The following is a 26,353-nucleotide window of genomic DNA, read 5'->3' on the forward strand; positions in this document are numbered from 1 at the left end:
ATTTGCAAGAGGGAAGTGTCGCAGGAATGGCGGAGAAAGTCGCTGCGTCGCGACAGGTCCGCTGATACAATCAAGTCGGAGACCGGCCATGGAAAATGGACAGCAGTCGTTCGGAGATGCGGAAGAGCCGCAGCCGTCGCCCGAAAGGCTTAGCGATTCAATCTGGAAGCCATGGTACGCGAAGCTCTGGTGGGGCGCGATCCCGATATACTGGCTGCCTGCAAGCGGGCCCACGGGCATCGAGCTGATCGACGCCTTCTACCGCAGCAAGCTCTTTCCGTACACGAGCCCGTTCTTCCTTCCGCTTACTGCTTTCCTGATCCTAGCCTTCGGTTATCTGTCGCGTCGGTTGGAAACCGCGCCCTGTGAGCAAGACTTTATGCCGCCTTTGAAGCGCCCGTGGGAGCAACCGGGGTACTTGGAGCCGACGGAGGATGCCAACGACCCCCGTTCGGGATGGCGATGGGTTCATCGGCGCCTAGACAGCTAGTCTTTGCGCGTTCGATATTCGGGGTCTCCGTCTTCTGAACTGTGATCTCGATCAAGGGTAAATCGTCCGGAGGACAGGATAGATTTCTGCTCGGCCGAGGTCACTGGTGCGAGGTAGTCCCAAGTTCCACGACCAGAGGACGAGTTTTCGAGATACCGGTTCCTCAGTCCGTCTGGCGCCATGATCTGGCGGGACAGTTCGCTGGCAAAGGCGCTGCTCGGGTCAGGCGCCTTTGAGGCCGCCTTCTCGGCAGCTGCGATCGCAGATCGGACGTCGTAATTTACAATGTTCATTGTTGAGGTGGCGACGGACGCGGTGCTGCCGGTATCGCGGCTATCGAAACCTGCATTTCCACCCACGTTGCCACGGCTAGCTCGCTTTGCACCCGATGTCTTTCCGCTACTGCGGCCCGGGCCGGATGTGTCACCCTCTGACGAGATGCTTGCTCCAAGATTGACGCCCCATGAAGTTCCCATCGTCGTCCGCTTCTCAGCGCTGCGGCTGAGCGAACGCTCCCACCCGGTCTGGGCGATGATGGCGCCGACATCGCGCTGAAGGGTATCCGCGACCTGTGGCTTGAGGCGCCAGTTGCCGTGGCGGTCCATCTCGAAGCCGCCCCTGAGCCAGTTAGTCATCGCGGCCTGGCCTTCGGGGCCGCCGCCGAGGAAGTGCTCGATCGTGTCGGGGCCGGCCTGCTTGCCGGCCTCGAAGCGGGTGCTGGTGTCGTTTCTGGCCGATTGCTGGAAGCCTGTGCTGCTCGAGACCAGCAGGTCGTTGTTGGTGAAGCTGAAGCGGGCCTGGCCGCCCTGGGCGATCGCGCCGAGCTGGCTGTCGTTGATCAGGCCGGCCCGGTGCAGTTGCTGCGCGATATTGGGGCTGACGTTGAGCGACAGGTCGCCATTCTGGGCCATTGCGAGGTCGCGCTTCGACATGGTGATGCCATTGGCCCTGAGCAGGCCTTGCATGCGCGACAGGCGCTCATTGTCGACGATGCGGGTGGTGCGCTCGTTGCGGGCGCGATCGGCGATGCCGGGGGCACCGCCCTCGGCCATGTCGACTTGGTTACCGGCGGTCTGGCTGAGCGTGCGGATGAAGCTGTCGAGGCGCGCCGCTTCGCGGGTCGAGGTGCCGGCGGCCGCCGCGCCTTGCGCGAAGCCGAAATTGTCGGACTGGCGGCGCTGCTCGCCGATTTTTGCTGCTGCTCGTGTGCCCGAGGTGCCGATCTCGTGCTGGGCGTCGAGCTTGCCCGAGCGTTCGGCAAAGTCATATTGCGCGGCGTCGCGCGTGCGACGGTAGATGCTGGTGCCTTCGCGGTGGGCCTCGGTGGTCGCGCCGTCCGCCGTGCCGAGCGAGGTTGCGGCATTGTAGCTCTCGATGGCCCTGGTGACCTGGGCCTCGTCGCGGCCCGTCGTCCTGGCCAGTTGCGAGATCGCGCTCGAGCGGGCCTCGCCGCTGAGCGCGTTGACAAAGGCGATGCGCCGCCCGGTCTCCTGGGGATCGAGGCCGAGCATTGCGGCGGCGTCGCGCTGACCTTGGTTGGTGCCGCTGCGCAGCGCCTGCTCGGTCGCGACATTCGCGCGCTCGTTCTGGATGATCGCGGTTCCGGCGGCGTCCCTGCGGCCTTCCATCGCGCCGACCTGGACCTGTGCGGCGGTCAGGTCGTTGCGGAGCAGCTGTTCCTGGTCATAGGCATTGGCGATCAGCCGGGCGAAGGTCGGATCGCTCTGCGCCTCGCCGATCACGCCCGAGGCCTTGAGTTCCGCATCCTTGGGCGAATAGCCATTTTTCTCGAAATGGCGCTGGGCGCCCTGCATCAGCATGCCATAGGCGCGCTGGTCGCCAAAGGCGCGCCACTGGACGAGGTTCTGGGCAAAGGCGGCAAAGGCCCGCTCGCCGGTCTCGCCTTCCCCGAAATAGGTCGTGCCCAATTTGCGCAGCGCGTCCTTCTCGGCGAACTGGTGGATCGCGCCGGTCGCGGCATTGGCCTGGACATCGCGCGAAACCCCCGGGTCGGCCAGGTCGCGCCCGGCAAGGGCAGGGGCCAGGCCGCCGAGCTGGCGCGAGCCCTCGATGCCGCCCAGCGCAAAGGCGGTGTCCCCGAGCGTTCCGGGGCGTTCGCCGAGGATGCGGTTGGCCTCTCCGAACGCCCGGTTGGACTGGAAGGCGCTGCGCTCGCCAAAGTCGCCGAAGGAAGCGGAGCCGGCCGCCCGCGCACGCGTGCCCATTGCCGAGGCTTGGCTCTCCAGCGCCGAGGCGCGGCCCTCGCTGGTGGCCATTGGCGCCGCTGCGCTGCTGCCCTGGCCCATCACGCCCAGCGCGCCGCCTGTGAAGGAAGAGAAGACATTGCCGCTGAAGCGGAAGACCGTGAAGACGAAGGCGCCGGCAAGGCCGGCCGCGGCGGTCCGGAAGCTCCCGAAGATCGCGAGCGCCTTGGTCGCGGCCGAGGGTGCGAGCAACCAGCTATTGGCGGCGAGCGCGTTCCAGCGCAGTTCCTGCATGACATCCTCCGCTCGGCCGAGCGTGAGATGGTAGATGCCGACATCGATCACGCCCCAGAGCGCGCAGAAGACGAACAGGCCGAGGGTGAAGCTGGCGACGCGCAGATTGATCGGGGTGAGGATGAACAGCAGCGCGACCGGCACCATGAACAGCATGATCCCGAAGACTGTCGCCCGGATCGTCGGCATCCACTGGTTGGCGACGGACATGGTCGCGAGCCCGTTCGAGATCACGGCGCGGTTGGCCATCGCCCGTGCGGCGCTGGCCGGGCTGTCCTCGAACAACACGTCGCCGATCGTCTGGCTCAGCAGTATATTGGTCATCAGCTGCTGCGCGGTCAGGTTGCTGCCGAGCATGATCGTGCCGAGTGCGTTCAGCTGCTCGCGGCACCGGCTCAGCTGGCGGGCATCCACCGTGTCGAACCCGGTGCGCTGGCAGACATTGCGGCTATAGGCGTCGAAGGTGCCGACGATCGAAAGCCGGCCGGAGATATGGCTCCAGGCGGCATCGCAGCTCATCGTCGTGCCGCCCTTCTCGGCATAGGTGTAGACGGTCGAGAAGGTGGACGGGCCGGCCATGGCCGCAAAGGCCGATGGCAGGTCCTGCGTCGCGCGGAACAGCCGGTCGTCGTCGATCGGATAGGCGGGCGACACGCGCGCCACCGGATAGCATTGCCGGACATAGTCCTTGAGCGTCGCTTCGAAATAGGCGTCGGTCATCGGACCTTGCGGCGAGACCGCGTTGAGGAAGAGGTCGAAGCTCTGGCCGCCCCCGCCGAAGGTGAACTTGGCATTGGGATCGATGGTATTGTCGTCGATCGCCTCGACCGCGGTGCGCTCGATCATGTTGGTGACGCCGGCGACGAGTACGATCAGCACCGGCACCCCGCCGACCGGCTGATAGGCATTCTTGACCCGGTCATAGACATGGACCGTGCCGGTATGGGCGATGAGGCCGACGAACAGTCCGACTCCGACCAGGATCTGGAAGCCGAACGCGACCAGCCCGATGCCCGAGCCCTTCACGCTTGCCAGGACCGCGCCCAGCGCGATGCCCACCGTGGCGATGATGAGTACGAGCGTGCCGTAGCGCGGATCCGCGAAGATGAAGGACACCATCCGGAAGGCGTCCACCGTCTCCTGGAAGCCGTTATAGGTGTAATAGCTCGTGTCCATCGCCCGCGCCGGGAGCGGCGCGATCAGCGCGGGGAGCGAAAGGAGCGCGGTGCGGGTACGGCGCATCTCGTCGCTCCGTCCTAGCGCTTGTCGCCGGCGGCGGTGGCGTTCAGGTTGCGGGCGTCGCGGTCGCGTTCGCGCAGCAGCCCTGCATAGGAGGCCGACAAATTGGCGGCGCCCAATGCCGCCATATAGGACTGGCGCATCTGCGCGCGCTGGCGCAGCGCCTCGTCGCGCAGGTCACGCAGCTGCTCGAGCCCCTTGCCGAGGATACGCGTCTGGCAGGTATTCTTGCTGTTGGCGTTGCTTCCGCCCGCGGCACTGGCGCCGCGCTCGGCATTGCCGACTGCGAAGTCGATCGTCCGGGTGAGATCGTTCAGCATCTGATAGGCCAAGCTCAGCGCCACCAACTCGTCGGTATCGCCGATGACGGAGTCGACCACGCCCTGGCGGACGCCCCATTCGAGCAGGCGGTAGACCGGCATGGTCCGGACATTGGCGACGAACTGGCGCTCATAGGTGCTGAGCGCCTGGCGGCCGCGGATCTTGGTGGCGATTGCCTGCATCCGCTCGCGGGCCAGCACCAGCGCGCCGCGGCCCGTCCCGTCGGGGGCGCAATCGGCATCGGTGGTGGGGAAGGCGAGCCTGCGGGCCTGGACCCGGCCGGTGAGAAAGTCCTGGGCGCTCTCTGTATCCTGGCGCGCGCAGCGCGGGATCGCCGTGAAGATCGGGACCTTGTCGGCCGGGTCCCAGCGCATATAGACGTCGCCGACCCGGGCCCGCATCACCGCCGCCCAGTTTCCCGCGCCGATGCGCGTCGCCGCGTTCGAGAGCAGCGACCCGGTCTTGAAAATGTCGGTGACTTCGGCCGGGCAGTTCTCGAGCGCGTCCTTGAGGTCCTCGGTCGGGTTGTTGTTGTTGGCCTCGATCCGCTCGCGCGACTGCTGGTAGCTTTTGGAGAAGCCCTGCTTGACCGAGCGATAGCCGGTCATTTCCTCAATCACCCCGGACATGTTGTCGTCGCCCTTGGCGATCTGCACCATGCGGTTGGCGAGGCGGCAGTCATTGACCTGGATCGAGTTCAGATAGTTGGTCGCCGCCTCCATCTTCGAGATGATGTTGCCCATCTTCTCGTCGAGCGTCTCGAGCAGATACTGGAAGGCGACGGCGGGCGCCGCCTGCAGGATGCTCTCGAGCTTCTGGACGAGATATTCGGGATCGAGGAACGACATGCCGCCCAGGAACATGTCGATGCCGCCGCAGCCGGCGCGAACCTTGGGCAGGGTCATCGACATCAGATAGTCGCCATGGACGTCGATCCGGCCCGACATGCCGCCGGCGGTCAGATAGCCGCGCGTCTGATCCTCGAAGCTGCCGGGGCTCGAATAGGTGACATTGTCGAACCAGGTCTCGGCCCAGCCCTGGGCGCTTGCCGGGCTCGATGCGGCCAGCGCGACAGCCGCGGTCAGGAAAAGGGCAAGGCGCGGGCGTGAAGATGCGGGCATGGCGGGCTCCTGGGAGAAGTGGGGAGAAGCACGGCACCCGCCATGGTCAGCGCTTCGGGTGGAAGGGGGCTGAGCGACAATGCCGGTAAACTTCGACATCGCCCGGACCGCGACCGCCGGACGCACGCCGGTCAGCATCTTCGCGGCCAGATAGAGATTGCGCGCCAGGTTGGGGACATGATCGGTGCCGATCGCGATCGGGACGACGCGGTCGGGATCGCTCGCGGGCCGCACCCAGGCCACCGGATGCCCCACCCAGGGCAGGCCGAGGCGCCCCGAGCGCAGCAGTGCGTCCTGTCCGGAGAGGGTGCGGACCTGCCAGCCGTAGCGCGCCTTCAGGACGGCCAGTTTGGCCCAGAGGTCGCCGCAGGGCCCGCAGCCGGGTGCCGTCGTCATCTCGATCACATAGAGGCTGGACTGGCCGCGCAGCGTCGGCGCGAAGTCGGGCGGAAAATCCCGGGTGACCGGCACGCGCGACAGCCATTGCCGCAGCGCCGTCGCATCCGCGACCGGGTGGATGGCGGCGGCGCGCGCACGTGCAGGCGGGATGGCCTGTGCGCGGGCGGGCCAGGCCGGCAGTGCGGCCAGGGCGACAATCCATGCGAGGATCGGCTGGTGCCTCATCGCTGCGGCGGTCTGCCGGCGTCGACCAGATCTCCGTCGAGTGCGCTCGGATCGGCGGCGGAGACCGGGCCGTTGGCCAGCGCGTCGAAAAAGCCATCGTCCTCGCCGGGGCCGGTCATGAACTGCTCGGGACGGATGTCGCCGCTTAGCAGCCGGACGGCCTGATAGGCCATCTGGGCGAGGCCCGGATAGGCCTCGATGCCGCTGGCGATGACCATGCGCTGCGCACTGCCGCGTCGGATCAGCATGGTGGTGGGCGTGACTTCGACGCCGAAGCGCTGGCCGAGCTCAGGGCGGCGATCGATGTCCATCAGCGTCACCTGCCAGCCCATCTCCTCCTGGAAACGCTGGAGGATCGGCCACTGGACCCGGCAATAGCCGCAGGTCGAACGCGAGAACATCACCAGCGCGAACTCGCCGGCCTTGCCGCGTAGATAGGCGCGCCGGATTGCGTCCTTCTCGGCGGTCATCGCCGAGCGCGCGTCGCCGACCATCGGGTTCGCCGACTTGGAGTTGAGCTCGGGATGCTGGAGCATGGCAAGCTGGGTGACGCCCGCAAAGGCGCGTGCCTTGCGCCGGGCGAAATCCTGCAGGCGCCAGAAGTCCGCGACCGCGTCGACCGTGAGCACGGTCGCCGCATAGTCGCGCTGTTCTTCGATCAGCTTCCGGATCCTCGGCGGCGTCCAGGTCGCCAGCTCCGCCATGGGCGGGATGGCGGGCCGGGTCAGCGGGGCCGCGTCGGTTTCGGGGTCGGCCGCGGGCTTGGGCATGTCGTACCACCAATAGCCCTGCTTCGAACTGGTGACTGGAGCCTGTTGGGCACCGGCGGGGGCTGTGGCGGCGAAGGCCAGCAGCATCGATGCGAGCAGGAGAGGAGGGTGCGCCGCAGACACGCATCGGCTCAAGCCGCGCGATGGGAGGGGGAGGGCGGGGGAGGGGGTGCGAGTCTGCGACACGAGGAGACCATCGCGTCGCGCATGGCCAGGGACAATGCAGAGGGCAGTGAAGTGCCGCTCGTTGCCGGTTTCAGCACGCCCGGTCCGCAAATCGCCTGTTCGAGCTGGCGGCTAGTTGACGGTGCCGGGCTCGATCGCCTGCGCCCTGGCCCAGCCGCCCAGTTCGCCCTTGGCGTCTGCTTCCGCCATGGATTTGGCCATGGCCTCGTAACCTTTCGCCATGTCGTTGGCGAAACGGCGGCGCTCGCTCGCGCTCTTCGCCACCTGGGTGTTATTGTCGACGACCGCCGCAACCTCGGCGAGCACAGTGCGGATCACGTCGGGGCGGACATAGCCGCCCAGTCCCTTGTCGTCGCCGTCGAGTGTGATGACGGTGTCGAGCACGGCGTCGAAAAGCCGCTTCGAATAGGCAGCGATTTCCTTTTTCGGACGGCAAGCATGATGGTCTCCGCTATCGTCACGAGGTGATCGTCAAAGCGCCAGCGGCAGCTGGTCAGGATGCGGCTCCGTGGCGAAATCATTTTGCAGCCGATCTAGAACGCTCTCGGCGACCTCGCGTGCCGCACGCTGACGCAGACGCGGATCGCGCACCGCAAGGCCCAGATGCGCCCAGGCGGGCGCGGCGAGGATGGCGGCCGTAAGTGCCGAGGATGTTGCGACTCGTTCCATGCCTCCATATAGAACGAAAAGAGAACGTGGCGGAAGCGGGTTGACCCGGCCGCCTGGCGAGGAACGAATTTGCGATGACGCGACACCGGCTTATGTTGGTGGGAATAAGCCTGCCAGCCCTGCTCGCCGGCATAGGCTATGGGATTGCGCGATCACCCGCATCGCTGGCGGCTGGGCGCTGGGCGTCGGTGCCGATCGCCGATTGCCGGGTGATCGATGGCGACACGCTTCGCTGCGGTGAGGAACGGATCCGGCTGCTGGGCATCGATGCGCCCGAACTCCCTGGGCATTGTCGGCAAGGACGCCGGTGCGTTTCCGGCGATGGTACTGCAAGCAAGCTGAAACTGGGCCAGGCGCTGGTCGGGCAGGTTCGGGTCGAGCGCCTCGCTCTCGACCGTTACGGCCGCACCATCGGCCTGGTCTCGGGCGGGAAGGGAGACCTGTCCTGCTGGCAGCTGCGCCACCGCCAGGCGATCTATCGTGGCGATTGGGATAACGGAAAGCGCGTCGAGAAGATTTGCCCCGCTCTGGTCCTCCGGTAATGACTTGGTCGCTCCACTGCCGCCCTGGGAGATATTCTGCCGCCGTGCGGTGCAAAGCGCGCGCACTCTTGCGAACAGACTTCGATAACCTCACATCTTCGGAACAGATTCCAGCGGCCTTCTCCTTCGAACGTCCATGGAAAGCCAGGAGCGGACGGAAGGGCGACGTGGGTATTGATGTCTCGGCCGCCAAGGTGGTCACGGTCAACGATCATCACCAGAATGGCGTCGATACGTCGGTAGCCGGCAACCCGACGCGTGGCCGTTTCCGGGGCGTGAACCTTCTGCATGTCTTCAGTCGCAACCAGAAGGGGCCTCGGCGGGATGATGGGAATCCGCTCGTGCACGCACTCAAAGGGAAACGCGGCTTCTCGATTTTGCCTTTTTGGAAAGCTCGCCTGATGGCCCGCGCCGAGGAGATTCTTGGCAAGGTGTCTGACGAACTGAAACAGTTCGATTATGTGCTGCCGATACCTTCCTCGTCGCCGTTCTGTGCGGAATTCGCGGCGTTGGTCTCATCGGTTTCCGGAGTGCCGGTGCTCGAGCCGAGTTTCTTGCGCAAACGGCTGATCGGCGAGCTGACGGCGGAGCTGCAGGCTAATCCTCCGAAGCTTCGACCAAATTTGCAGTTGGCACTGGAATCGAAGATGCGGACATGGGCGGCGATGGATCCGTCAGCCACCTATCAGGCCAAGGACGTCGACGTGATGGCGCTCCGCCCCCATATTCGCGCATTCGAGTTGGCCGGTGAGGCTCCGGATTTGCAAGGTAAATGGGTACTCATCGTCGATGACGTGTTCGCCAGCGGATCCTCGCTGGTGTCGGGCGCCGACATTCTCAGGGACAAACTAGGTGCGAAGGTTGCGGGCGCATGTTTCTTGAGCGGCGTGTGAAGCTAGGCGCTCTGCCTTGACTTATCGGGCCATTTTTCCTATCTAGCCCTTGTAAATCGGAGCAATCCGCGACCCTGTATCAACCTCAGGGTCGTTAAATATGAGGCAGGGCGTAAAAACTCTGTAGGTCCGCGCTAGCACCTTTCTCGAGGTCATGCCCGTAAGGGGAGAGTTTCGAGAAGACCATGAAGCGGATGGTCGGAATTCGAAAGGGAGGCCTCCAGGCCTCCCTTTTTTCGATCCGGCTCGCTTCATCGAAGCCAGCTACCGCGCAAAATCCACTGGCCTTCTTTGCTCCTTCACGGCGAGGCATTCCGCTAGCCGACGGCGAAGTGAGGCCGATCCCATTGCGATGTCGCTTCAAGCTGGGTGGAGCGCCTCGTCGCCGAGGCATATCAAATCTCGGGACGCTGGCTTCGGACTGCGACGCTGGAAAGCGTTACCACTGCAAATGCCCGGTGGACAGGATCGGCGTCGAGCGCCCTGATCACCCGGTCGGCAATTTTGACCATCGCGGTTTTTGTCCGGTTAAGACGTACGTGGCGGCACGAATTCGAAACGATCAGAAGAGCTTCACCATGCGGTGCAGACGATTCACCGGAACGAGCCCGAGATACCGGCTGTCGAAGCCACGGGGATGAAGCGAACCGACATAGGCCTGTCCCTCCGGGATGACGCCCTGCCAGAGGGAATGGGGCAGGGGAGCGCCACGCGCGGTAAGCGCCACGGTCCTTCCCAGGAACTTGCCGTCGCAGAAATAGCTGCCCTCCTTCAACCCGGCGACCGTCGGAGAGGGATGCTCGACCAGGCTCAGCCGTTCGCCGGCGACGCACATCACATATTTGGTGACGCTCACCGGCTTCGGGCCCGCGACCGGATGGAGAAGCGTGAACTGGACCAGGTCGCCCTTGCGGATGGGACCTGGCGCCGCGCGCACTACCCAGGCGTCGATCGAGGGGCTCATCACCAGCGTCAGCAGCGGCAGCAGCCATCCGGCAAGCACATAGATCGGCGCCACCACCAGCAGCGCCACCAGCAGTCGGCGCGGCCGGGCGGGCATCCCGTCTCCCGGTGCGCCGAGCTCGACTGCGGCGCGACCTGGCAACCGCAGGAGCCAGGCGAGCGCGAGGTAGGCGAGCCTAGCGAGCGCCGAGCAGAGCCTGAGCATCGCCTACCTCGGCGGCGCCTCCCAGGCGCCGGAACTCCTCGAGCAGCCCCGACAGGGCCGCGTCGCCATAGACGATGAAGCGTGATCGCGCGCTCCCCTCATCGCGCTCGCAATAGGCCTGGGCGGGATCGCCGGGCAGCATCGCGAGGGCCGGCACCCGGGAGATATTGTGCTGCCGGAACGCGATCGGGTCGATGATGACCTGGACATTGCGCATCGCGCAGCCGGGACCCTCGCAGCCCGGATCGAGCCGGAGGATCTCCGCCGACAGCTTCGCCATCGGCGCCACGCGCCGTAGTCCGCCGGGCATGCCGCGAAAGGCAAGGACGCCGTGGATCCGCTCGAGCTGGGCCGCATAGGCGCGAAGGACCGGTACCGGGACCGAGGAGGAAACAAACAGGACCGGTACCCAGCCTGTCGCGTTTTCGACCGGCTTCGCGGTGCCGGCGCCGGGCTCGGCGGGTTCCAGCCCGAGCGCCTGGCGCAGGCGGCGGCCCATTGCCTCGCGCTGCTCGGCCAGTCGTGCCTCGCCCTGTGCCGCCGCCTTCTCGGCACGCACGCGCATGCCGGTCGCGCCGCGCTGCGCCCCGATCTTCCCGGCGGCAGCGCGACGATCGGCTTCGGTCGCGACCGGCGTGTCGAACCGCGTCGGGCCCTTCGCCGGTGCCGCCTTGGACTTCGCCAGCGCATCCTCGATTTTCTGGCCGGCCTCCGAGCCGGCCGCCTCGATTTTCTGGCGAGCGGCGTCCTGGGCGAGCGCGCCGCTTGCCATAAGGACGAGCCCGATCGCGGCACCGCTACGGATGGACGGTATTGAGATAGGCATCGATCCGGTCCTTCATGTCGATCTGGATTTCGGTCTGCGCCCGCGCCTCGATATCGGCATAATATTCGCTGAGATCGATCTTGCTGAAGTCGAGCGCCTGGAACTCCTCGGGGGTGAAGCCGCGGCACATCGGATGTTGCGGCGTGCCCCAGCCCGAGCCGTTGAACGATTTGAGCTGGGGCCGGCCCTGCTCCTGCAGGATGCGGCCGAGCTTGGTGTTGAAGCAGCAATGGCCCTTGGCCTTTTGCAGGCAGACCCCCAGGAAGCTGGCGGTGCAATAGCTGCCCACCTCATGGCACATGCCCGAGCCGCGCAGCATGGCGGTTTCCATGTCCTGGCTGTCGCAACCGCTCAGCAGGAACTCGACCATGAAGTTGATCGCCAGGCTGATCGCGATCGAGGTCGGATCGAAGCCGATGATCAGCGCATTGGCACCGGCACTTGCCGCCTGGCCGGCCGTCGCCCCCGCCTGGAACGCGGCGAAGGCCGCCTGCATCCCGTTGATCACGCCCTTGGCGATCGCGATCTTGGTGCCCAGCGAGCTGGCCGCGGACCCCATGCCGTCCTTGATGATCTTGCCCTTGTCCTGGCAGCAGCTCGCAAAGGTGACGTTAAGCCCTGGGGGTCGGCAGCGCATCGCCCGGCCGGTGAAGATCTCGATCCGGCCCAGGCAGTTGCCGTCGCCGTCGACGGCCCCGGTTACAGGGCCGCTATCGTCCAGCGGCGGGGTCTCGGTGATCGGCGAGACGGCCGGATCGGCACAGGTATTTGGCGAGCAGCTGGGCGTCCCGCCGCCGACCGGCAACTGGCAGGAATATTGGTTGCCAAGGGGACAGGCATAGGTGCCACCCGGCTGCATGGCACAGGCTATCTGCTGCAAGGGGCATTGCCACCCGCCCGAGGCCATTGCCGTGCACATCGCCGTCTCGCCGGGGTCGGCGGCATCGCCATTGCCATTCAGGTCCGCCGCGCAGATCTGGCTGCCCGGCGGCGGATTGGTAGGCGGCGTCGGATCGCTCGGGTCGACCGGTCCGGGATCGCCGGGCAGGTCGGGGCTTGGCTCGACCGGCTCGATCGGCTCGAGCGCGGCTTTTCCGGTCCAGTCTTGTGCCGCACGCATCGTTTCTGGGATTGGTGCCGACCGGTTGCCCTGCTGGGCAAAAGCCTGGCCGGTCATGACAATCGCCAGGACGAGCGCGACCATCGCCAGCCTGGCGGGCGTCGACAGGAAGGGCCAGACGCTCATTTCGGTGCCTCGGTGCAGATGAGGTCGGCCCCGGCAAGCCGCACGGTCTGCATCATGACGACGGCCTCAGGGAAATCATCCAGGCATCCACAGGGCGAGACCAACTCCTCGCCGGGGCCGAGCGGGCAGACATTTCCGGCGGTGCAGCTGTGATAGAAGCTGTCATAACCGCCGCCGGGCGCATTCTGCTGGCTTGCGATGACGCCCTGGGGCGCGGCGGCGTTCTCGGTGCGCACTGCCCGCGTCTTGCAGATAGGCTCGCAGGCAGGAACGCTGCCGCGATCGGGCAAGACGAATGGCCGCGTCGTCTCGGTCGTTGTGCCGTCAGACGCGCGCGTGCGATCCGCCAGCAGCGTCTCGGTGGAGTGGTCGAGGATATAGGCGCCCCGGCTCGTGTCGGGCTGCGGCATCGCGCCGGTATCGATCTGGCAGCGATAGCTGCGCTCCTTCAGGAAGAAGTCGCGGGTCAGCTGGACGGGGCAGATTTCGGTGCCGAGAATGCGAGTTTGAGGCAGCGGCCTCAGGCCGGTGCGCACGCCGCTGCGGAAGGTCTGGACGCCGTCGACGAACTCATTCTCGACCTGGCATGCCGGATCGGTCGCGGTGGCGGCGCACAGGTCGACCAGGCGTTCGCTCGAGCGGCAGCTGGTGTCGAGCTCGGCGTGAATCTGCGCGAAGGCCTCGCCTTCGTTGCCGACGGCTACCCGCAACCAGATCTCGTGGTCGCCGGGGATGAGATAGGGCTTGAGGTCGAGATCGGGATAATTGTGCCAGGTGCGGTCGCGCTCGCACTTCGAGGCGGGGAGGCCCGACGAGGTCCAGGAAGCGGGGTCGGACAGGATGAGCTTGCCGTCGATCCGGACCTGCGCCCAGTCGTCGAAAAAGATATGGGTGAGACGCGCGCTCGCGATCCGGTCCGCGTCACCGACGCGCAGGACCAGGCGATAGTCGAACAGCCGACAATTTCCGCCCTTCAGCGAGTCATTGGACGGCGAGCCGAGCAGCCAGTCGACCGCATTGCCGCCTCGAAGCTCGGAATAGCCTCCCGTGACCCGCATCAGGATATCGTCGGCCTCGACGCTTTGGGTCGTGACCTGGCGCTCGATCGTGCAGCGCCGGACCTGCTGGGCCTTGCCGCTCACTGCCGGCGATCCGGCGAGCGCCTGGAAAACGCGGTTGCTTGTCGAGGCGGCAAAGGCGTCGCCGGCAAGCGCGGCCGGATTGCCCCGATAGACGGTCTCGCCGAGGCGGGGATCGGCGGTACACGCCGTCGCCTGGGCTCCGACATAGCGGATCACCGGACCATCGATCGATGCCTGGGCGATGCCGATGCGCGGGTCGGCGGTGGTGAGCGCGCCGACAATGCCGCCGCCCAGGTCACCGAGCACCGAGGCCAGGTTGCTCCAGGCGAGATTGGTCCCGCAGCTGTTGTTGATGCAGTAGCAGCCCGCCAGCTCCGGCATCGCGACTTCGCCCAGCTTGATCGCGGCCCCCGGCGCCGCCTCCCAGCGAAAATAGCGGCAGTCGGTCCAGCTGCCGGGGGTGCAGGATACGATGCCGTTCGCACAGATGCCGGCCACCGGAACGGGCAGCGTCGAACGGCTGTCGACCGTCCCATCGAGATCGGTGTCCCGCGATACCTGGACCAGGGCGAGGTCACCGGTGCCGGCGGGCTGGATCAGCACCTCCAGCAGCGTGGCGGACTTCTGGCACATCAGCCGGGGCTGGAAGCTGTGCTGGCCATCGACCGTGCTGATCGTCTCGCCGGCCACGCCCGGCGTCACATAGTTGCCGCGCAGGGCCTCGCTGCTGCTCGACCTTGCCCGCGCGGCCTGGGCCGCCGCCCGCGCGCGGTCCTCTACGCTTTGCGCATTGGCGGGAGAAGCGCACAAGGTGGCCAGCGCGGCCACGGTCGCGAAGCGGACGGGGAGCTGTCCGCACCGCGAGGGGCTCCGGACCGCGCTGGCCGGGGGTGGAGCGGCACCGCAGGGGGGCGCCGGTGCCGCTCCTGCCTCATGCGCATGCCGGCGGCCGTCCAGGCCTTGGCGGGCAGACCGTACGATGCCGGACCTGCGCACGAGACGTTCGATGGGAAAGGCGGGGAAGCTGATCACGGCACCGCGATCCCGGCGCAGCAGATCATCTTCTCGAACAGCATGAACTGGGCATTGTCCTTGCCCGGCGCATGCTTGGCCGAGGTCCAGAGCGATCCGGGCCGGCCGATATTGACGCAGCTGCCGCCCTTGACCGGCTCCATCAGCTGGAGCTTGTAGCGTGACTTGGTCCAGATCGGGCTGGGCTGTAAGGCACAGCCGTCGCGCGAGCTTATTGTCAGGGCGCCCAGGCGGCCCATCATGAAGGTGCCGCGCGCAGCCAGGCCGGCCCAGGCCTCGACCGAGTCCCCGAAATGGATGTCTCCCGCGACCGGATAGGTCGCGCCCCAGCTGCCCATGCACCAGAAAAGCGGGTCGATGACCTTGCCCGCCGCAGCCGCGGCGCTATCGCTCATACAGGCAAGACCGGCGGCGGGATTGCCGAACAGGATGGCCTCGGGCTGGATGATCGCGCCGAGGGTCGCCGACTGCCAGGTCGGTAGAACCTCGGTGATCAGCGCGACATCGAAGCCGTCGTCCTCAAGGCAGGGCAGGTCGGTGAACAGGTCCAGCATCGCCCAGACCGGCGAGATGTAATAGTGCATCTGCGCGAACATCTTGGTCGTGTTCGTGCCGTCCGCAATCGAGCTCTGGCTGCCCTGCAGTCGACCGCCGGTGCGCATCAGGTCCGCGCCAAGCGCCATCATGCACCCTGGCTCGGTCACGACATCGACCATGCGGTTCGGCGACCAATAGGAAACCTTCACGCCGAACCAGAAGCTGGCGCCCTTGCGGCATGCGCATAGCGGCTTGGACGAGGATTGCGCATCGAGCGCCTTGTCGAGCTTGTCGTAGCTGCCGATCCGAACGCCGCCGATCGTGATCGGGAAGATGCAGGTCCAGCGCACTTTCGTGATCGGATTGAAGACGCCGGATTTACACTCGGACGCCCTGGCGGTGCCTGGCGCGACGCAGGCGCCGGACGCGAGCAGCACCAGCGCGAGCAGGATCGGCTTGAACAGCGAAGTCATCGCACGCCCTCCGGGGTATGCGGGGCGGTTGGACCTGGCCGGTTGCGGGGGCCGAACTCGGTCAGCGTCAACTTCTGGCCTGTCTGTTCGACGATCACTGGCGCGACGGTCAGCCCGAGCCGCGCCTTCACGCGGTCCTCGAGGATGTAGATCGGGCGGCCACTGCGCTCGGACAGGGTGATCGCGTCTCCGCCGGTGACGAGGATGAAGTCGGTTTCCCGCGCAGCCTTGAGCGCCCAGCCCAGATCGCCCGGGGCGACGATCACCAGCCGCTGGGCAAGCCGCACAAAGCGCAGCGGGTTGATCACATAGCCCTTGGGATAGAGCGTGCGCCCATCGGGAAGCCGGATGTCGAAGTCCAGTGTATAGAAGGGCACCACGGCGCGCACCCGGTCCGCGGCGGCAACGCCAAGCGGCGCGGCGCGCAGCGCCGACCAGGACGATCTGGGGCCGAACTTCGGACTCAGGTCTCGTTGCAGCCTGGCGACCCGGGCCTCGATCTCGGTGAGCGCATCGGGCTCGGCGATCGGATAGGTTCGTCCGATCATTGAGCTGGCCTGCGCCATGCCCGATGCGGATTCCCGGCGCGAAGCTTCGTCGCGGGCTGCGCCGTGCGCGTTGGCCTGCACGACGGCAGTGACGATTGCGGCGGTGCCGCCCCACAGGGCACAGATCGCGACGACCTCGCCGATCCTGCGCAGCCGGGTGCGGCCTCTGGCCGATCGCTCAGCGCCCATGACGGCCTCGGAAATCCTCTGGCGTCGGAAGGCCGCACAGCGCGCCGATCAGAGCCGCGCCGGAGACCAGCACGACGATCCACAGGATCATGCGCAGCTGGCCGGCGATCACAGGTTCGAGCAGCAGGAGGAAGGCCGCGACGAAGAGCAGCACGTAACCGCCTACAGCAAGGCGAAGGGCTGCAGGCGAAGGGTGGGAGGACAGCAGCCCGTTCATGACCGCCACCGTGCCGACAGGCGATCGAGCAGCCGGGCACTGACTATAGAGAGCCAGACGAGAAGCATCCCCGAAAGGAAGCAGCTGATCGCGATCAGCACGGTCGCGCGCAGCACCAGCCACCCGGGTTGGCCGAGCGTCAGGCCCGAGATCGCGACCAGCGCCGAGAACAGGACAGTCTCGATCACTACCAGGCGCAGGCGCCAGCGAAGTGTCTGGGCGGCACAGCGTTCGGCGACCCGCGCCTCGATGAGCCGCTCGAGATCGGCCGCGCTGTCGAACTGCAGGGGAAGCTGGTCGGGATGGGCGAGGGAGCGGCGTACCATCAGTTTTCTCCCTTTCGATTGAGGCGGGCAGTGTCCCCGCCGCCGAAGATTGCCTGCGCATCGACCCCTGCGAGACGGCAGACGGACTCGAGCGGGGACAGCCCCTGGCGCATCAGCGCTTCGAAGGCCGCGACTTCCTCGGGAGCCGAGGTGTTGATCCAGTAGGAGAAGGGATCGACGGCGAGCCGCGCGATGCCGAGGCCCAGCGGGGAATCGATAAAGACCTCGCTGTAGTTCGGCTTGGAGTTGCGCACCGACTTGAGCAGCTCGAGGACGAAGCCCGAATAGTCGAGGATCTTGTTCTCGACCGCCTTTTCATAGGTCGAGCCCTGGAGGAGGAAGCGCGTCGCAGCGTTTTCCAGGATCACCTGGCCGGTGCCGCCGAACAGGGTGAGGTCGTTCATCGACTGCAGCACGATGCCGAACGAGCCGCGATATTTGCGCGCGCGCCGATAGCCCTGGCCGAACGCCTCAGCGAGCCGCGACAGGTCCTGGCCGTCGGTCCGCGTCATGAACTGGGCAGCCTCGTCGCACAGCACGAAGCGCGGACGGTCGCGGGCCGAGAGGTAGAGCTCCTGGGTGACGGCGTTCACGACGACCATCACGATCACGTTGAACAGGTCGGGCATCGACTTGAGGCGTTCGAGCTCGAGCACGACGAATTCGTCCGAGCGGATGTCGAGTGTGGATGGACCGTTGAAATAATGGCCATAGGCTCCGTCCGAGCCGAAATCGCGCAGGTTGAAGGCGAGTTCGCGGGCCACCGGCACGAGGTGATCCACGCGATCGAGGTCGCTCCGGGTCACGGCGGGATAGGTGCCGAGCCACTCGCGGACCGCATCGATCCCGTGGTCGGCGCGACCGCTGTCGATCGCCCATTGCACGGCCGACTTGAGCAGGTTCCATTCGGAGGTCGAAACGCCCTTGCGGGTCGCCGCATTGGCCATCTCGGCGACGATCGCGACGGCCATGGTGATCGCCGACTGCTTGTCGTCGCCGTCGAGCGCGAGACCCATGTCGAACGGGTTGAGCACCAGCCGCTCCTCGCCGATGTCGATGTAGCGGCCCGAGCAGAGCGTGCAGAGCTTTCGGTAGCTGCCCCCGATGTCGATGATGCGGATCAGCGCCGAGCAGGCATAATATTGCTGGCAGAGGTTGTTGAGCAGGAAGCTCTTGCCCGCGCCGCTCTCCGCCGAGACGATGAAATTGTAATTGTTGATCCGTGGATCGAACAGGTCGAGCGTGACCAGCTGTCCCTTGCGGCCCGTGTAGAGCAGGGCCGGGCGCCCGCCGCCGCGAAAGTCGGTCTGGACCGGCGCCATCAATGCCGCCGCGCTCACCGGCATGCGGAAGTCGCGCTCGAGCATCCGCAGCGTGGTGCGGTCGGGATAAAGGCCGAAGGGCAGGCTCATAACCAGCAGGGTCGGGTTGAGATAGCTCTCCTCCTGCATCGAGAAGGGCAGCGGCTCGCCCTCCCAGAGGCGCTTGGCGCGCGCCGCCAGCTCCCGGGCATGGTGCCGGTCGCGGCCGAACACCCAGACGATCGGGATCACGCGGACGAACTTGGAATTGCCGGCCTCATCGAGGATCCAGCCGATCTCCTCGATCTGCTTGCCGACCTCGACCGCGAACGATCCCGCCGCCTTTTGCGCCGAGAGGATCTGTGCACGCTTGTGGATTTCGAACTGCGAGTGATCGAAAAGAATGTTGAGCGTGTAGAGGAACGGCCCGCCGATCTGGTCGCTGTCCTCGGCCGCGCCGCGCATCCCACCCAGCAGCCGGTTGGCGCGTTCGGCGGTGATGCGCCGTGCCGGTGCCTTGGGCGTCAGGCAGCGCGCGACCTGGTTGCCGAGAAAGACCTCGGGGCCGTCGAAGCAGAGATCGGGGCCTGCATCGATGATCTGCTTGGCGATCGGCGGGGCACCGATGGTGCCGTCGCCAGCGAACACGCCAGGCGCGGCGCCGGACACGCCGTTGAACACCCGGCGGTAAAAGGCGACCATCTCCTCGGGCGGCAGTCGCCTGATCCCGAGCTTGGCCAGCTGTTCTTCGATCTGGCGGCGCAGGTCTTCGCCGAGCGGGCGCCGCGTCTTGACCGACAGCAAGGTCCGGAAGTTGCGGACGGGTATGTCATGCAGCGCCTTCAGGCCGTGCCGTCCCTCGCTGAGATAGGCGCGCGTCTGCCGTGCGGAGGCCTGGATCAGGGGATCGTCGCGCGTCTTGAGCGCGAGAAAGGCGTCGAGCGCGTCATCGATAAGCGGATCCGCGAAGGTGTGGATCTGGAGGACCGTTCCGTCGGGGAACTGGACATTGAGCAGGCCCTGCATTGCCGCCTGGACATGCGAGAACATGTACGCGCTCGGCGTGATCTCCCAACCATGGCCCCAGCAATCGTCGACGCAGAGAAAGGCTTGGGTCGCGGCGTCCCATGCGACCAGCGGGAGGAAGTCCGAGAAGCTGTCCCGGCGCACGGCGTTGCGAAGCCGGGCGACGGTGAGCGCTGAGGCGGGCGCGCTCATTTGCGCGGCTCCGGGGCCGGACCGTCGCTATTGTCGGGCGAGCCGTCCTTGACCTGGCCGAGCACGGGGGCCTTGCTGCTGGATGAGGCCGCGGCACTTGGCACGCCCCCTACGACCCAGACCGGCTTGTCGACGATCGAATAGACGAAGCGCGGCATGTACAGCCTGTCCGGCCGCTGGCGATCGGCATAGGGAAGGATCAGGGTTCGGACCGTGCGCGCTGGCTTCAGCATCGGCGTCGCAGGCGCCTCGATCAGTCCCTTCAGCTCCCGATAGAGGCTGGAGCGATAGTCCGCGTAAGGGGTGCTCGCTTCGAGCGACGCGCGCTCCTGGCCGCGCCCCGGCCTGTTCGTGTCGGCCAGAAGGGCCTTGTCCTTGGTAACGCGCGGCTCCGACCCGGACGCGACCCCCGCGACGGCGTCGGCATAAGCCTTTTCCGGGTGGATGCACTGGCCATGATCGCTGTTCTTGCAGCTGAACTTTTCGGAATAGGGCGACATCGCCGCGCCGAGGGTCGCGCAGCCGGGCAGGGCGAGCAGCAGCAGTGCCGAGCCGGACGCCATGATGGAATGTCGAACCGCTGGGTGAGCCATGATTTCTACTCCGGGAGAGGGGAGGGCGGCGGGCATCAGAATTTGGTCCCGACGGTCGGCTTGATCTCGAGCGTGACTCCTTCCTGGATCACGACGACGACTTCCTTGGCTGCCCCGACCTCGACCACGGGCCCCGCCTGGCGGGCGAGATCGAGATAGAATTCGGTCAGCTTGTCGGAGGATTTGGCGAAGCCACCTGCGACACCGGCTTTCGCCGCGTCGGCCGGATCGAGCGAGCGCACCGAGCCCAGCGCGGAGGTCGATACGTCGCCGACGCTCGACTCCACTGTCTGGGCAATCCCCGAGATTGTGCCGGCGAGGAAGGTGCGGGCGAGCGTCGCGCCGAAGCGGGTCACGACCTTCCCCGACAGGCCCTTCTTTCCGTCGGTATCGACGAAGAATCCCTTGATCGGCTGGTCGACAACGGCGCGCTCTTCGAAATCCACGCAGGATATGGAGACCAGCTGGACCTCGACGCGCTCCTTGGCCAGGCTGCCGGTGGCGTTGCCGATGACAAAGCAGCCGGCCAGATTGGCCTTGACGTCATTGGGCAGCACGGCTGGCGCCTGCACACGCGCGATGATCGGCTCCGGATTGCTCGTCGCATCCTTGCTCGCGAGCGCGTCGATCCCGGTCAGTAGCCGCGCCTTCATGAAACCAGGCGGCAAATAGATCGTGCGCAGCTTTTTTTTGAGCCTTCGGCTGAGGGCCCAGCTGCGGCGGCAGCGCTTGTAGCGGTGCCGATCGCGCCCACCTGCCGCTCGACCGGTGGGGCCGGCGGCGCCGCGGGGGCTTCCGGTGCCACGGGCGGCGGGGGCAGGCCAGCCTCCGCCGATGCCTCGGGCGGTGCAGGCGGATAGGACGGAGCCTCTCCGGGCAATGCGGGAGGCAGGCCATTCTCGCCGCCGGCTGCGGGTCCCGGAGTGCCCGTACCGGCCGGTAGCTTGCCCTCCTCGATCGCGGTAACGCGTTCGCCCAGCAGGGCCTGGCCATCGATGATCTTCTTGAGATCGCCGCGCAGCTTTACCTCGAGGCTGTCGCCGCGAAGGCCGGCACCCATGTCGAGCTTGCTGGCGGCCGGCGGCGGCGCGGCTTGCTTGGTCCCTCCCGAGCTGGCGCTGTACAGGCCGAAGCCGGCAACCCCAACCAGCGCGGCAACGCCGACCTGCTTGGCGCGCAGCTTTTGCTGCGAGCCCAGCCTGTCCCATTGGCTGCGCCAATCGAGCAGCGCGGGCCCGGCAGTACGGCCGTCGCGCGCGGGCTCCTGGACCGGGGACTTACCGGTTGCGGGCACGTCGTCGGCGCTCATTCCGCGGCACTCCGCCGGACGACGATCAGGCGCGCAGTTCCGCCGGGGGCAGACTGAGGCGATCGAGTGTCACCGCGAAGATGTCGGCACCGAGCGCGGTATCGAGAAAGGCGCGCTCGTCGAGCGTGGTGGCCAGGGGTGACGACACCAGATATTCGCTGGCGGACAGTCCGGCACCCTCGACCGCGAGCCGGCGCCGTTCCCTGAGGCGAACACCGGGTAAGGCGATGATGGAGAGCGTTGCGTTGGCAGGCGCCACTTCGCTGAAGGAGGCAGGCACCCGGTCCTGAAGCAGGGCCAGGGCGATGCCGACAGCACGCTCCTCTTCGACCAGCGGACCGAGCAGCGCCTCGTTCGAGCGTGCGCGCTGGGCCGCGCCGGGGGCGAGCATGACGGTCTGGGCCGGAATTTCGGCGGGCTCGGCGTAGAGTGGGTAGACTGCGCCGTTGCAGGTGACGAAGAACTCGGCGGGCTGCGTCACGAAGCTGCGCGTCTTGGCGCCGGCATCCTCTACTTCCCTGACCAGGAACTTGATCCAGGCGTCCGAGCCGCCCTTTTCCACCGCGAGCCCCTTCTCAGCGGAGAAGCGGACATCCTCGATCTCGCCGCCGACGCAGACGAGGTGGTTCACGTCGCGGTTCGACAGCCTGATGCGGCCGGTCTGGTCAGGGAGCGCCGTGACGGCTTGCGCGAGCGCGGGAGCGGTGCTGCCCATGCCGAGCAAGGCAAGGGCGAGCCGCGAGCCTCTACCGAGGATCGGCATTGAAATTCTCCTCCTGAAGGGCGGTCAGCCAGAAGCGGCCATTCTCGATCGCGTAGCGAATGCGCAGCGTGCCGCTGAACTTGCGGATGACGCCGCCGATGACGCGGACCTTCTCGATCGGCACCGCGATGTCGCTCGGTGTGTAGGTCACCGGCTGGTCGGTCCGGATATAGCTGGCGATGGCCAGTGTCGGGTTCTGGGCGAGCTCGTCGAGCAGCCCGCTGAAGCTGTCGCGCAATCCGTTATAGGCGGACGGATGCGCCAGGCTCAGCAGTTCCCGGAACTGCTGGTCGGCGGAATAGGCGGAATAGGTCCCGGCCAGGCTGACGATGTTGCGCGTGATCGAGCGCAAATAGCCGGCGGAGGGCCTGTCGCCGGTCACGTAGAGATCGCCGCCTGCCCCAAAGGGCACGATGACCGTGCGCTGGTTGAGGTTCGAGGTGTACAGGACCGTGCCGAGAACGACGGTCACGCCGAACATGCCCAGGATTGCGAACTTCAGCAGCCGGTTCTCTTCGAAGAGATTGGCGGAGCCGAGCAGATAGCGGTGCAGGTGCCAGCTGGGCCGCGTGTCGCCGATCATGTCGGGCGCGGCCTTGCGCCGAAAGGGATGGGGCATCGGACCTACTCGAAGAAGCGGGTCTGGGTCGGACCCGGGTAATAGCGGAACCGCAGCAGTCCCCAGCGCCAGGCGGTGTGCGGGATGAACCCGCGCGGCTTGGTGCGCTTCCAGGGAATGAAGAGGAGAAGGGCGCCGGTGAGAGCCCACCCGACCAGCCCGCCGACGATCACGGCGACGAAGATGGTCGACATCACGACGATGAATTCCTGACTGTCGAACCAGAGGATCTGGACCGGCCTGTGCAGATATTGTGGAAGACGCTCGTCCAACGTCCTTCTCCCTTGCTTCATCACGCAGCGGCGTGATTTCCAGGAGGTGACCATCACCCCCCAGCTCGTGCGCGCGCGCGGCGGACGGCCGCGGCGCGACTTGGCTTCAAATGACCAGGCCGAAGGTCTGGAGGATCGAGTCCGCCTTGATGAGGCAGACCGCCGCCACGATCGTCGGGATGCCGATCATGATGTTCGAGAAGAGGCGCGACACGCCGAACAGGAAGGCTGCGACGCCCCCGACAAAGCCGAGCGGGCCCTTGACCCCCTGGTTCACGACGATGTTGTAGATGTCGTACCCTAGGTCGCCTACCTGCGGCTGGGCGAAAGCATAGGCCGCGCTGGTGCCCGCGACGAGAGCGGCGAGCAGCAGCATGGCGGCATCGGTGGTGCGCAGCGATCGCTGGCGGATCAGTTTCAGCATTGATGGTCTCCAGTACAGAAGCCGTCCGAAGGCATGCCTGCCGGCACGAGCGTGTCCGGCCGGCGGCGGGCGCGGGACGGCTCCGGGAGGAGCGCGGGCCACCGGCATTCCGGTCTTCGCGTCCCTCGCCCAAGCGGCAGGCCGGCATGGGGAGCAAGCGAAGCCCGCCAAAGATCAGGCGATCACGGGACCTCGCCGCTGGGGCGGGTGCCGAGCGGGCGCCTCGCGGCAGGCTTGGCCTGGCTATCGAGAAACGCCTCAACCTCCGCTTGCTGGAACCCGGAAACCATCTTGCCTGCGAGGAAGAGGGTGGGGTTCCCGAAACGCCCAGCTTCGCAACGGTCGCGGCATCCGCAGCGACCTTTGCCGCGCCCGACGCGCACCGCCGCAGCACGGGCGGAACCGTGCCGGAATACACGGCCCGGAAAGCCGATGCGGGATCGTTCGAGCACAGGATATGCTCCGCCTTTGCCGCCGCATCCGGATGAATGCCGCTGACGAAGTAGATCAGACGGCGGACCACCTTCCCCTCCGCCGCCTTTGCCGTCCAGAAGCGATCGAGCGCCTGGCAGTAGGGGCAATCGGGATCGGTGAACTCTATTACGGTCGGCGCATCGGGAGGGCCGATGGCCAGCGCTTGGGCCGGGTCGACGCCGCCGAGACGCTTGCGGGCACGCTCGTCCTGCGCAAGGGCGGTAAGATTGACGCCGTTGCGGTCATACACAGCCGCGAAAAGCAGATGCCCGGACTTCGGCGCGAAATAGATGATGCGCCCGCCGGCCGTCGCCTGATATAACGGCCCCTCCACAGGCGCCGGTCCGAAGTCCTCGAACTGCAGGTTCGTGAAGGTCTGGCGTAAGACGCGCTGGGCTTCCGCAGCGGCGGCGGCGAGCGGATCGCGCGGCCCCGATGACGGCTGCTGCGCCCGTGCCTCTGTCGACAGCAGGATGGCGACGGCGAGCGCGGCGTTACGGACGAACATCATCGTCACCTTTCAGTTTCGCCGGAGAGAGAGTCTCAAGGATCTTGCGGTCGAAGCCGAGCGTGCGTCCGACGGCGATCACGATGCGCAACGGCGCGATGCCGGGAGCAGCCGGACCAGCGCTCGGCTCAATGGAGAAGTCCGTACCGCGCTGAACGATTTTCAACGCCTGCGTTGCGCCGCAGGGATAGGCCTCCGCATCGCTTTGGCGGGACTGTGCCTGGACCTGAGTGACGGCGAAAAGGGCTGGAGGAAGGGCGAGCAAGAGCAAATGCCACCGCTTGGGCATGACTTATCTCCTCGTCGCACCGGCGGTGCGAGCCAATGGTTGGGGTTCGGCGAGCGAGGAGCCGTTGACCGTAGCCGGTGCTGACTCGCTCAAGAACGACAAGACGAATGCAGAGATGAACGGAAGCGAACAATGGTCAGGGCAGTGATGTGCCGAATGCTGACCTTGACGTACCAGATGGGGCCGCCAGTGAATGTAAGTTGCAGACGAAGAGCTTGTGGGGACGAAACTTCGCTTTGCGGCACTTCATTGCCGCACGCCCTGGAAATCGCAGGAAGTTATATTTCGCTTTCGTGTTTGAATTGGCCGGAGAGCATTGGGGAGAGTGCATGACTCGCCGATCGCGCGTCTTCAAATTGCGGCTGTCACCGGCAGGCATGGATCTGCTGATTTCCTCGCACTGCCACCTGATCCAGAGCACGCGCGCCTTGCTGGCCTGGGGTACGACCCTCCATGTCGCGGTGGAGCATCTCGACAGAGCTCCCGCCTCAGATCTCTTTGAACTGTTCGAGCCAAAGGCATGCGCGCCGTTTCTGGGGAACGAAGAGCATCATCTCGGGGCGCTGAAAGGGGTAAATGAGATCGCAGCTCGAATAGCGGCGAGAGTGTGCGACAGGTCATCCCACGCTGCCAGTCCCATGATCTCGATCGTCTATATCGTTGCACTTCAGCATCTCCGCACAGCAGATCCGGAAACGCTCAAGGCCGCATGGATGGCAGTCCGCGGCCAACGCGAAAATATCTGATCGGCCGGTGAACTACGTTGTGAATGCTGAAACGACCGCTTTCCGCGAAGCCTGGACCGCAGGTAATGGTGAAAGCGACCGGTCGCTGCTTGCACTACAGTCCGCCGCTTTGCGCCCTAATCCCGGCCATTCCGGATAGACTCGACCGATCCAAAAAGCTGCCATTAGTACAGGCCCAAAGGTATGGCCGGCTCTGGGACATTTTTGCCATTCCCAAGCGACACGTCGAGCGGCAACTCTCGTCAGGTGCCGACATTCAACGTTTGCCCGACCAACGTCGCAGAGGACGGAAATGGGCCGCACTAAACCCGTTTCCACCGTGGCTGCCACGCTCTAACGTCGTTAGGTGACTAACGCCGATCCGACCCCAACCCTTGCCAGCGAATATATCAATCCCGAGGCCGCGGTCGCTCCCGGTTATCTCGCGAATCACGTGTCGCGGGTCTTCAACCGGCTGGTCGATGCCCGGCTCCGTCGACACGATCTGTCCTTGGCGTTGCTGGGTCCGCTGTTATGGCTGTCGTGGAAGGGTCCGCTGCTCCAGCGCGACCTTGTCCGCCTGTCGGCGGTGAAGCAGCCGGCAATGGTGGCCCTGCTAGACAAGCTCGAAGCAGCGGGCATGATCGAACGCGAGACCAGCAACACCGATCGACGGGCCGCCACCGTTCGGCTGACCCACCGCGGACAAGACGCTGCGGCCGCCGGCCGCGTCGTGTTGCTGGAGGTCAATGCCGAGGCAGTGGCTGGTTTCGCGCCGGAGGAGACGGGGGCAGTGGTGGCGTTGTTGAGCCGCCTTATCGAGAATCTCGAGCGCTCCGGAACATAATATCACGCATGATG

Annotated in this window: 24 protein-coding genes and 4 pseudogenes; 5 read left to right on the forward strand and 23 right to left on the reverse strand. The window is 66.1% G+C overall.

Features of this window, described 5'->3' with window-relative positions:
- The first annotated feature begins 88 nt into the window (after positions 1-88).
- Positions 89-490: a hypothetical protein gene (locus AB2M62_RS03320; RefSeq protein WP_404337798.1), complete on the forward strand. Its 402-nt coding sequence runs from the start codon at positions 89-91 to the stop codon at positions 488-490.
- On the opposite strand, the gene AB2M62_RS03325 is transcribed toward AB2M62_RS03320, so the two are convergent.
- The 6 genes and pseudogenes from AB2M62_RS03325 to AB2M62_RS03350 all read right to left on the reverse strand — a co-directional run bounded on the left by AB2M62_RS03325 (position 487) and on the right by AB2M62_RS03350 (position 7,918).
- On the reverse strand, positions 487-4,230 hold the full coding sequence (locus AB2M62_RS03325; RefSeq protein WP_404337799.1) for a conjugal transfer protein TraG N-terminal domain-containing protein: 3,744 nt from the start codon (positions 4,228-4,230) through the stop codon (positions 487-489). The two genes, AB2M62_RS03320 and AB2M62_RS03325, sit on opposite strands and share 4 nt — an antisense overlap.
- 14 nt (positions 4,231-4,244) lie before the next feature.
- Entirely contained in the window at positions 4,245-5,669 is a 1,425-nt protein-coding gene (locus tag AB2M62_RS03330; protein WP_404339775.1) for a conjugal transfer protein TraH, read from the reverse strand.
- 63 nt (positions 5,670-5,732) lie between these two features.
- Positions 5,733-6,293, reverse strand: a pseudogene (locus AB2M62_RS03335) (hypothetical protein); the annotation flags it as partial.
- Positions 6,290-7,150: a conjugal transfer protein TraF gene (locus AB2M62_RS03340; protein WP_404337800.1), complete on the reverse strand. Its 861-nt coding sequence runs from the start codon at positions 7,148-7,150 to the stop codon at positions 6,290-6,292. The pseudogene AB2M62_RS03335 and the gene AB2M62_RS03340, both read right to left, overlap by 4 nt.
- Positions 7,151-7,360: 210 nt before the next feature.
- Positions 7,361-7,633: a hypothetical protein gene (locus tag AB2M62_RS03345; protein ID WP_404337802.1), complete on the reverse strand. Its 273-nt coding sequence runs from the start codon at positions 7,631-7,633 to the stop codon at positions 7,361-7,363.
- An 87-nt stretch (positions 7,634-7,720) separates the two neighbouring features.
- On the reverse strand, positions 7,721-7,918 hold the full coding sequence (locus tag AB2M62_RS03350) for a DUF6771 family protein (RefSeq protein ID WP_404337804.1): 198 nt from the start codon (positions 7,916-7,918) through the stop codon (positions 7,721-7,723).
- A 188-nt stretch (positions 7,919-8,106) separates the two neighbouring features.
- Here AB2M62_RS03350 and AB2M62_RS03355 point away from each other — a divergent pair, with 188 nt between their 5' ends.
- Positions 8,107-8,460: a thermonuclease family protein gene (locus AB2M62_RS03355; protein ID WP_404337806.1), complete on the forward strand. Its 354-nt coding sequence runs from the start codon at positions 8,107-8,109 to the stop codon at positions 8,458-8,460.
- A 167-nt stretch (positions 8,461-8,627) separates the two neighbouring features.
- Positions 8,628-9,353: a hypothetical protein gene (locus AB2M62_RS03360; protein WP_404337808.1), complete on the forward strand. Its 726-nt coding sequence runs from the start codon at positions 8,628-8,630 to the stop codon at positions 9,351-9,353.
- Positions 9,354-9,915: 562 nt separating this feature from the next.
- Here AB2M62_RS03360 and AB2M62_RS03365 read toward each other — a convergent pair.
- The 17 genes and pseudogenes from AB2M62_RS03365 to AB2M62_RS03445 form a co-directional block, all read right to left on the reverse strand.
- Entirely contained in the window at positions 9,916-10,521 is a 606-nt protein-coding gene (locus AB2M62_RS03365) for a peptidase (protein ID WP_404337810.1), read from the reverse strand.
- On the reverse strand, positions 10,493-11,347 hold the full coding sequence (locus AB2M62_RS03370; protein ID WP_404337812.1) for a type-F conjugative transfer system pilin assembly protein TrbC: 855 nt from the start codon (positions 11,345-11,347) through the stop codon (positions 10,493-10,495). Before AB2M62_RS03370 ends, AB2M62_RS03365 begins: the two co-directional genes overlap by 29 nt.
- The gene (gene traN, locus AB2M62_RS03375; RefSeq protein ID WP_404337814.1) at positions 11,319-12,593 is read right to left on the reverse strand and encodes a conjugal transfer protein TraN; all 1,275 of its coding nucleotides are present in this window, start codon (positions 12,591-12,593) and stop codon (positions 11,319-11,321) included. Before traN ends, AB2M62_RS03370 begins: the two co-directional genes overlap by 29 nt.
- The gene (locus AB2M62_RS03380) at positions 12,590-14,503 is read right to left on the reverse strand and encodes a hypothetical protein (protein ID WP_404337816.1); all 1,914 of its coding nucleotides are present in this window, start codon (positions 14,501-14,503) and stop codon (positions 12,590-12,592) included. Before AB2M62_RS03380 ends, traN begins: the two co-directional genes overlap by 4 nt.
- Before the next feature lie 200 nt (positions 14,504-14,703).
- A complete protein-coding gene (locus tag AB2M62_RS03385; protein ID WP_404337818.1) occupies positions 14,704-15,717 on the reverse strand; it encodes a TraU family protein in 1,014 nt (337 codons plus the stop codon).
- Positions 15,714-16,283 (reverse strand): conjugal transfer protein TraW, encoded by a 570-nt coding sequence (locus AB2M62_RS03390; protein WP_404339777.1) that lies wholly within the window; start codon positions 16,281-16,283, stop codon positions 15,714-15,716. The genes AB2M62_RS03385 and AB2M62_RS03390 overlap by 4 nt, the downstream gene beginning before the upstream one ends.
- Before the next feature lie 160 nt (positions 16,284-16,443).
- The gene (locus AB2M62_RS03395; protein ID WP_404337820.1) at positions 16,444-16,608 is read right to left on the reverse strand and encodes a hypothetical protein; all 165 of its coding nucleotides are present in this window, start codon (positions 16,606-16,608) and stop codon (positions 16,444-16,446) included.
- Positions 16,609-16,667: 59 nt separating this feature from the next.
- Positions 16,668-16,997 carry a hypothetical protein gene (locus AB2M62_RS03400; RefSeq protein WP_404337822.1) on the reverse strand — a complete coding sequence of 110 codons (330 nt, stop codon included), beginning with the start codon at positions 16,995-16,997 and terminating at the stop codon, positions 16,668-16,670.
- Entirely contained in the window at positions 16,997-19,516 is a 2,520-nt protein-coding gene (locus AB2M62_RS03405; protein ID WP_404337824.1) for a TraC family protein, read from the reverse strand. The genes AB2M62_RS03400 and AB2M62_RS03405 overlap by 1 nt, the downstream gene beginning before the upstream one ends.
- A complete protein-coding gene (locus AB2M62_RS03410) occupies positions 19,513-20,109 on the reverse strand; it encodes a TraV family lipoprotein (RefSeq protein ID WP_404337826.1) in 597 nt (198 codons plus the stop codon). Before AB2M62_RS03410 ends, AB2M62_RS03405 begins: the two co-directional genes overlap by 4 nt.
- Before the next feature lie 35 nt (positions 20,110-20,144).
- Positions 20,145-21,418 (reverse strand): annotated as a pseudogene (locus AB2M62_RS03415) (TraB/VirB10 family protein).
- Positions 21,415-22,181: pseudogene (locus tag AB2M62_RS03420) on the reverse strand (type-F conjugative transfer system secretin TraK). The pseudogenes AB2M62_RS03415 and AB2M62_RS03420 overlap by 4 nt, the downstream one beginning before the upstream one ends.
- The gene (locus tag AB2M62_RS03425) at positions 22,165-22,764 is read right to left on the reverse strand and encodes a TraE/TraK family type IV conjugative transfer system protein (protein ID WP_404339779.1); all 600 of its coding nucleotides are present in this window, start codon (positions 22,762-22,764) and stop codon (positions 22,165-22,167) included. Before AB2M62_RS03425 ends, AB2M62_RS03420 begins: the two are co-directional and overlap by 17 nt.
- A 41-nt stretch (positions 22,765-22,805) precedes the next feature.
- The gene (locus AB2M62_RS03430; RefSeq protein ID WP_404337828.1) at positions 22,806-23,072 is read right to left on the reverse strand and encodes a type IV conjugative transfer system protein TraL; all 267 of its coding nucleotides are present in this window, start codon (positions 23,070-23,072) and stop codon (positions 22,806-22,808) included.
- A gap of 106 nt (positions 23,073-23,178) precedes the next feature.
- Positions 23,179-23,496 carry a hypothetical protein gene (locus AB2M62_RS03435; RefSeq protein WP_404337829.1) on the reverse strand — a complete coding sequence of 106 codons (318 nt, stop codon included), beginning with the start codon at positions 23,494-23,496 and terminating at the stop codon, positions 23,179-23,181.
- Positions 23,497-23,678: 182 nt separating this feature from the next.
- A pseudogene (locus AB2M62_RS03440) lies at positions 23,679-24,478 on the reverse strand (DsbC family protein).
- Positions 24,465-24,767, reverse strand: a complete 303-nt coding sequence (locus AB2M62_RS03445; RefSeq protein WP_404337831.1) for a hypothetical protein — start codon at positions 24,765-24,767, stop codon at positions 24,465-24,467. The pseudogene AB2M62_RS03440 and the gene AB2M62_RS03445 overlap by 14 nt, the downstream one beginning before the upstream one ends.
- A gap of 329 nt (positions 24,768-25,096) precedes the next feature.
- On the opposite strand from AB2M62_RS03445, the gene AB2M62_RS03450 reads away from it, so the two are divergent.
- Both AB2M62_RS03450 and AB2M62_RS03455 read left to right on the forward strand, forming a co-directional pair.
- The gene (locus AB2M62_RS03450; protein WP_404337833.1) at positions 25,097-25,513 is read left to right on the forward strand and encodes a hypothetical protein; all 417 of its coding nucleotides are present in this window, start codon (positions 25,097-25,099) and stop codon (positions 25,511-25,513) included.
- Positions 25,514-25,859: 346 nt separating this feature from the next.
- Positions 25,860-26,339 (forward strand): MarR family winged helix-turn-helix transcriptional regulator, encoded by a 480-nt coding sequence (locus AB2M62_RS03455; protein WP_404337835.1) that lies wholly within the window; start codon positions 25,860-25,862, stop codon positions 26,337-26,339.
- Positions 26,340-26,353: the final 14 nt, after the last annotated feature.

It is taken from the genome of Sphingomonas sp. MMS12-HWE2-04 (assembly GCF_044881185.1).
Lineage (GTDB): Bacteria > Pseudomonadota > Alphaproteobacteria > Sphingomonadales > Sphingomonadaceae > Sphingomonas.

Coding starts and splice junctions, on each gene's coding strand:
- AB2M62_RS03405 (WP_404337824.1), bottom strand. CDS start 19,516: ATGAGCGCGCCCGCCTCAGCGCTCACCGTCGCCCGGCTTCGCAACGCC.
- AB2M62_RS03400 (WP_404337822.1), bottom strand. CDS start 16,997: ATGGTACGCCGCTCCCTCGCCCATCCCGACCAGCTTCCCCTGCAGTTC.
- AB2M62_RS03350 (WP_404337804.1), bottom strand. CDS start 7,918: ATGGAACGAGTCGCAACATCCTCGGCACTTACGGCCGCCATCCTCGCC.
- AB2M62_RS03425 (WP_404339779.1), bottom strand. CDS start 22,764: ATGATCGGCGACACGCGGCCCAGCTGGCACCTGCACCGCTATCTGCTC.
- traN (WP_404337814.1), bottom strand. CDS start 12,593: ATGAGCGTCTGGCCCTTCCTGTCGACGCCCGCCAGGCTGGCGATGGTC.
- AB2M62_RS03390 (WP_404339777.1), bottom strand. CDS start 16,283: ATGGCGCAGGCCAGCTCAATGATCGGACGAACCTATCCGATCGCCGAG.
- AB2M62_RS03370 (WP_404337812.1), bottom strand. CDS start 11,347: ATGCCTATCTCAATACCGTCCATCCGTAGCGGTGCCGCGATCGGGCTC.
- AB2M62_RS03435 (WP_404337829.1), bottom strand. CDS start 23,496: ATGCTGAAACTGATCCGCCAGCGATCGCTGCGCACCACCGATGCCGCC.
- AB2M62_RS03320 (WP_404337798.1), top strand. CDS start 89: ATGGAAAATGGACAGCAGTCGTTCGGAGATGCGGAAGAGCCGCAGCCG.
- AB2M62_RS03325 (WP_404337799.1), bottom strand. CDS start 4,230: ATGCGCCGTACCCGCACCGCGCTCCTTTCGCTCCCCGCGCTGATCGCG.
- AB2M62_RS03445 (WP_404337831.1), bottom strand. CDS start 24,767: ATGCCCAAGCGGTGGCATTTGCTCTTGCTCGCCCTTCCTCCAGCCCTT.
- AB2M62_RS03330 (WP_404339775.1), bottom strand. CDS start 5,669: ATGCCCGCATCTTCACGCCCGCGCCTTGCCCTTTTCCTGACCGCGGCT.
- AB2M62_RS03450 (WP_404337833.1), top strand. CDS start 25,097: ATGACTCGCCGATCGCGCGTCTTCAAATTGCGGCTGTCACCGGCAGGC.
- AB2M62_RS03365 (WP_404337810.1), bottom strand. CDS start 10,521: ATGCTCAGGCTCTGCTCGGCGCTCGCTAGGCTCGCCTACCTCGCGCTC.
- AB2M62_RS03385 (WP_404337818.1), bottom strand. CDS start 15,717: ATGACTTCGCTGTTCAAGCCGATCCTGCTCGCGCTGGTGCTGCTCGCG.
- AB2M62_RS03410 (WP_404337826.1), bottom strand. CDS start 20,109: ATGGCTCACCCAGCGGTTCGACATTCCATCATGGCGTCCGGCTCGGCA.
- AB2M62_RS03340 (WP_404337800.1), bottom strand. CDS start 7,150: ATGCTGCTGGCCTTCGCCGCCACAGCCCCCGCCGGTGCCCAACAGGCT.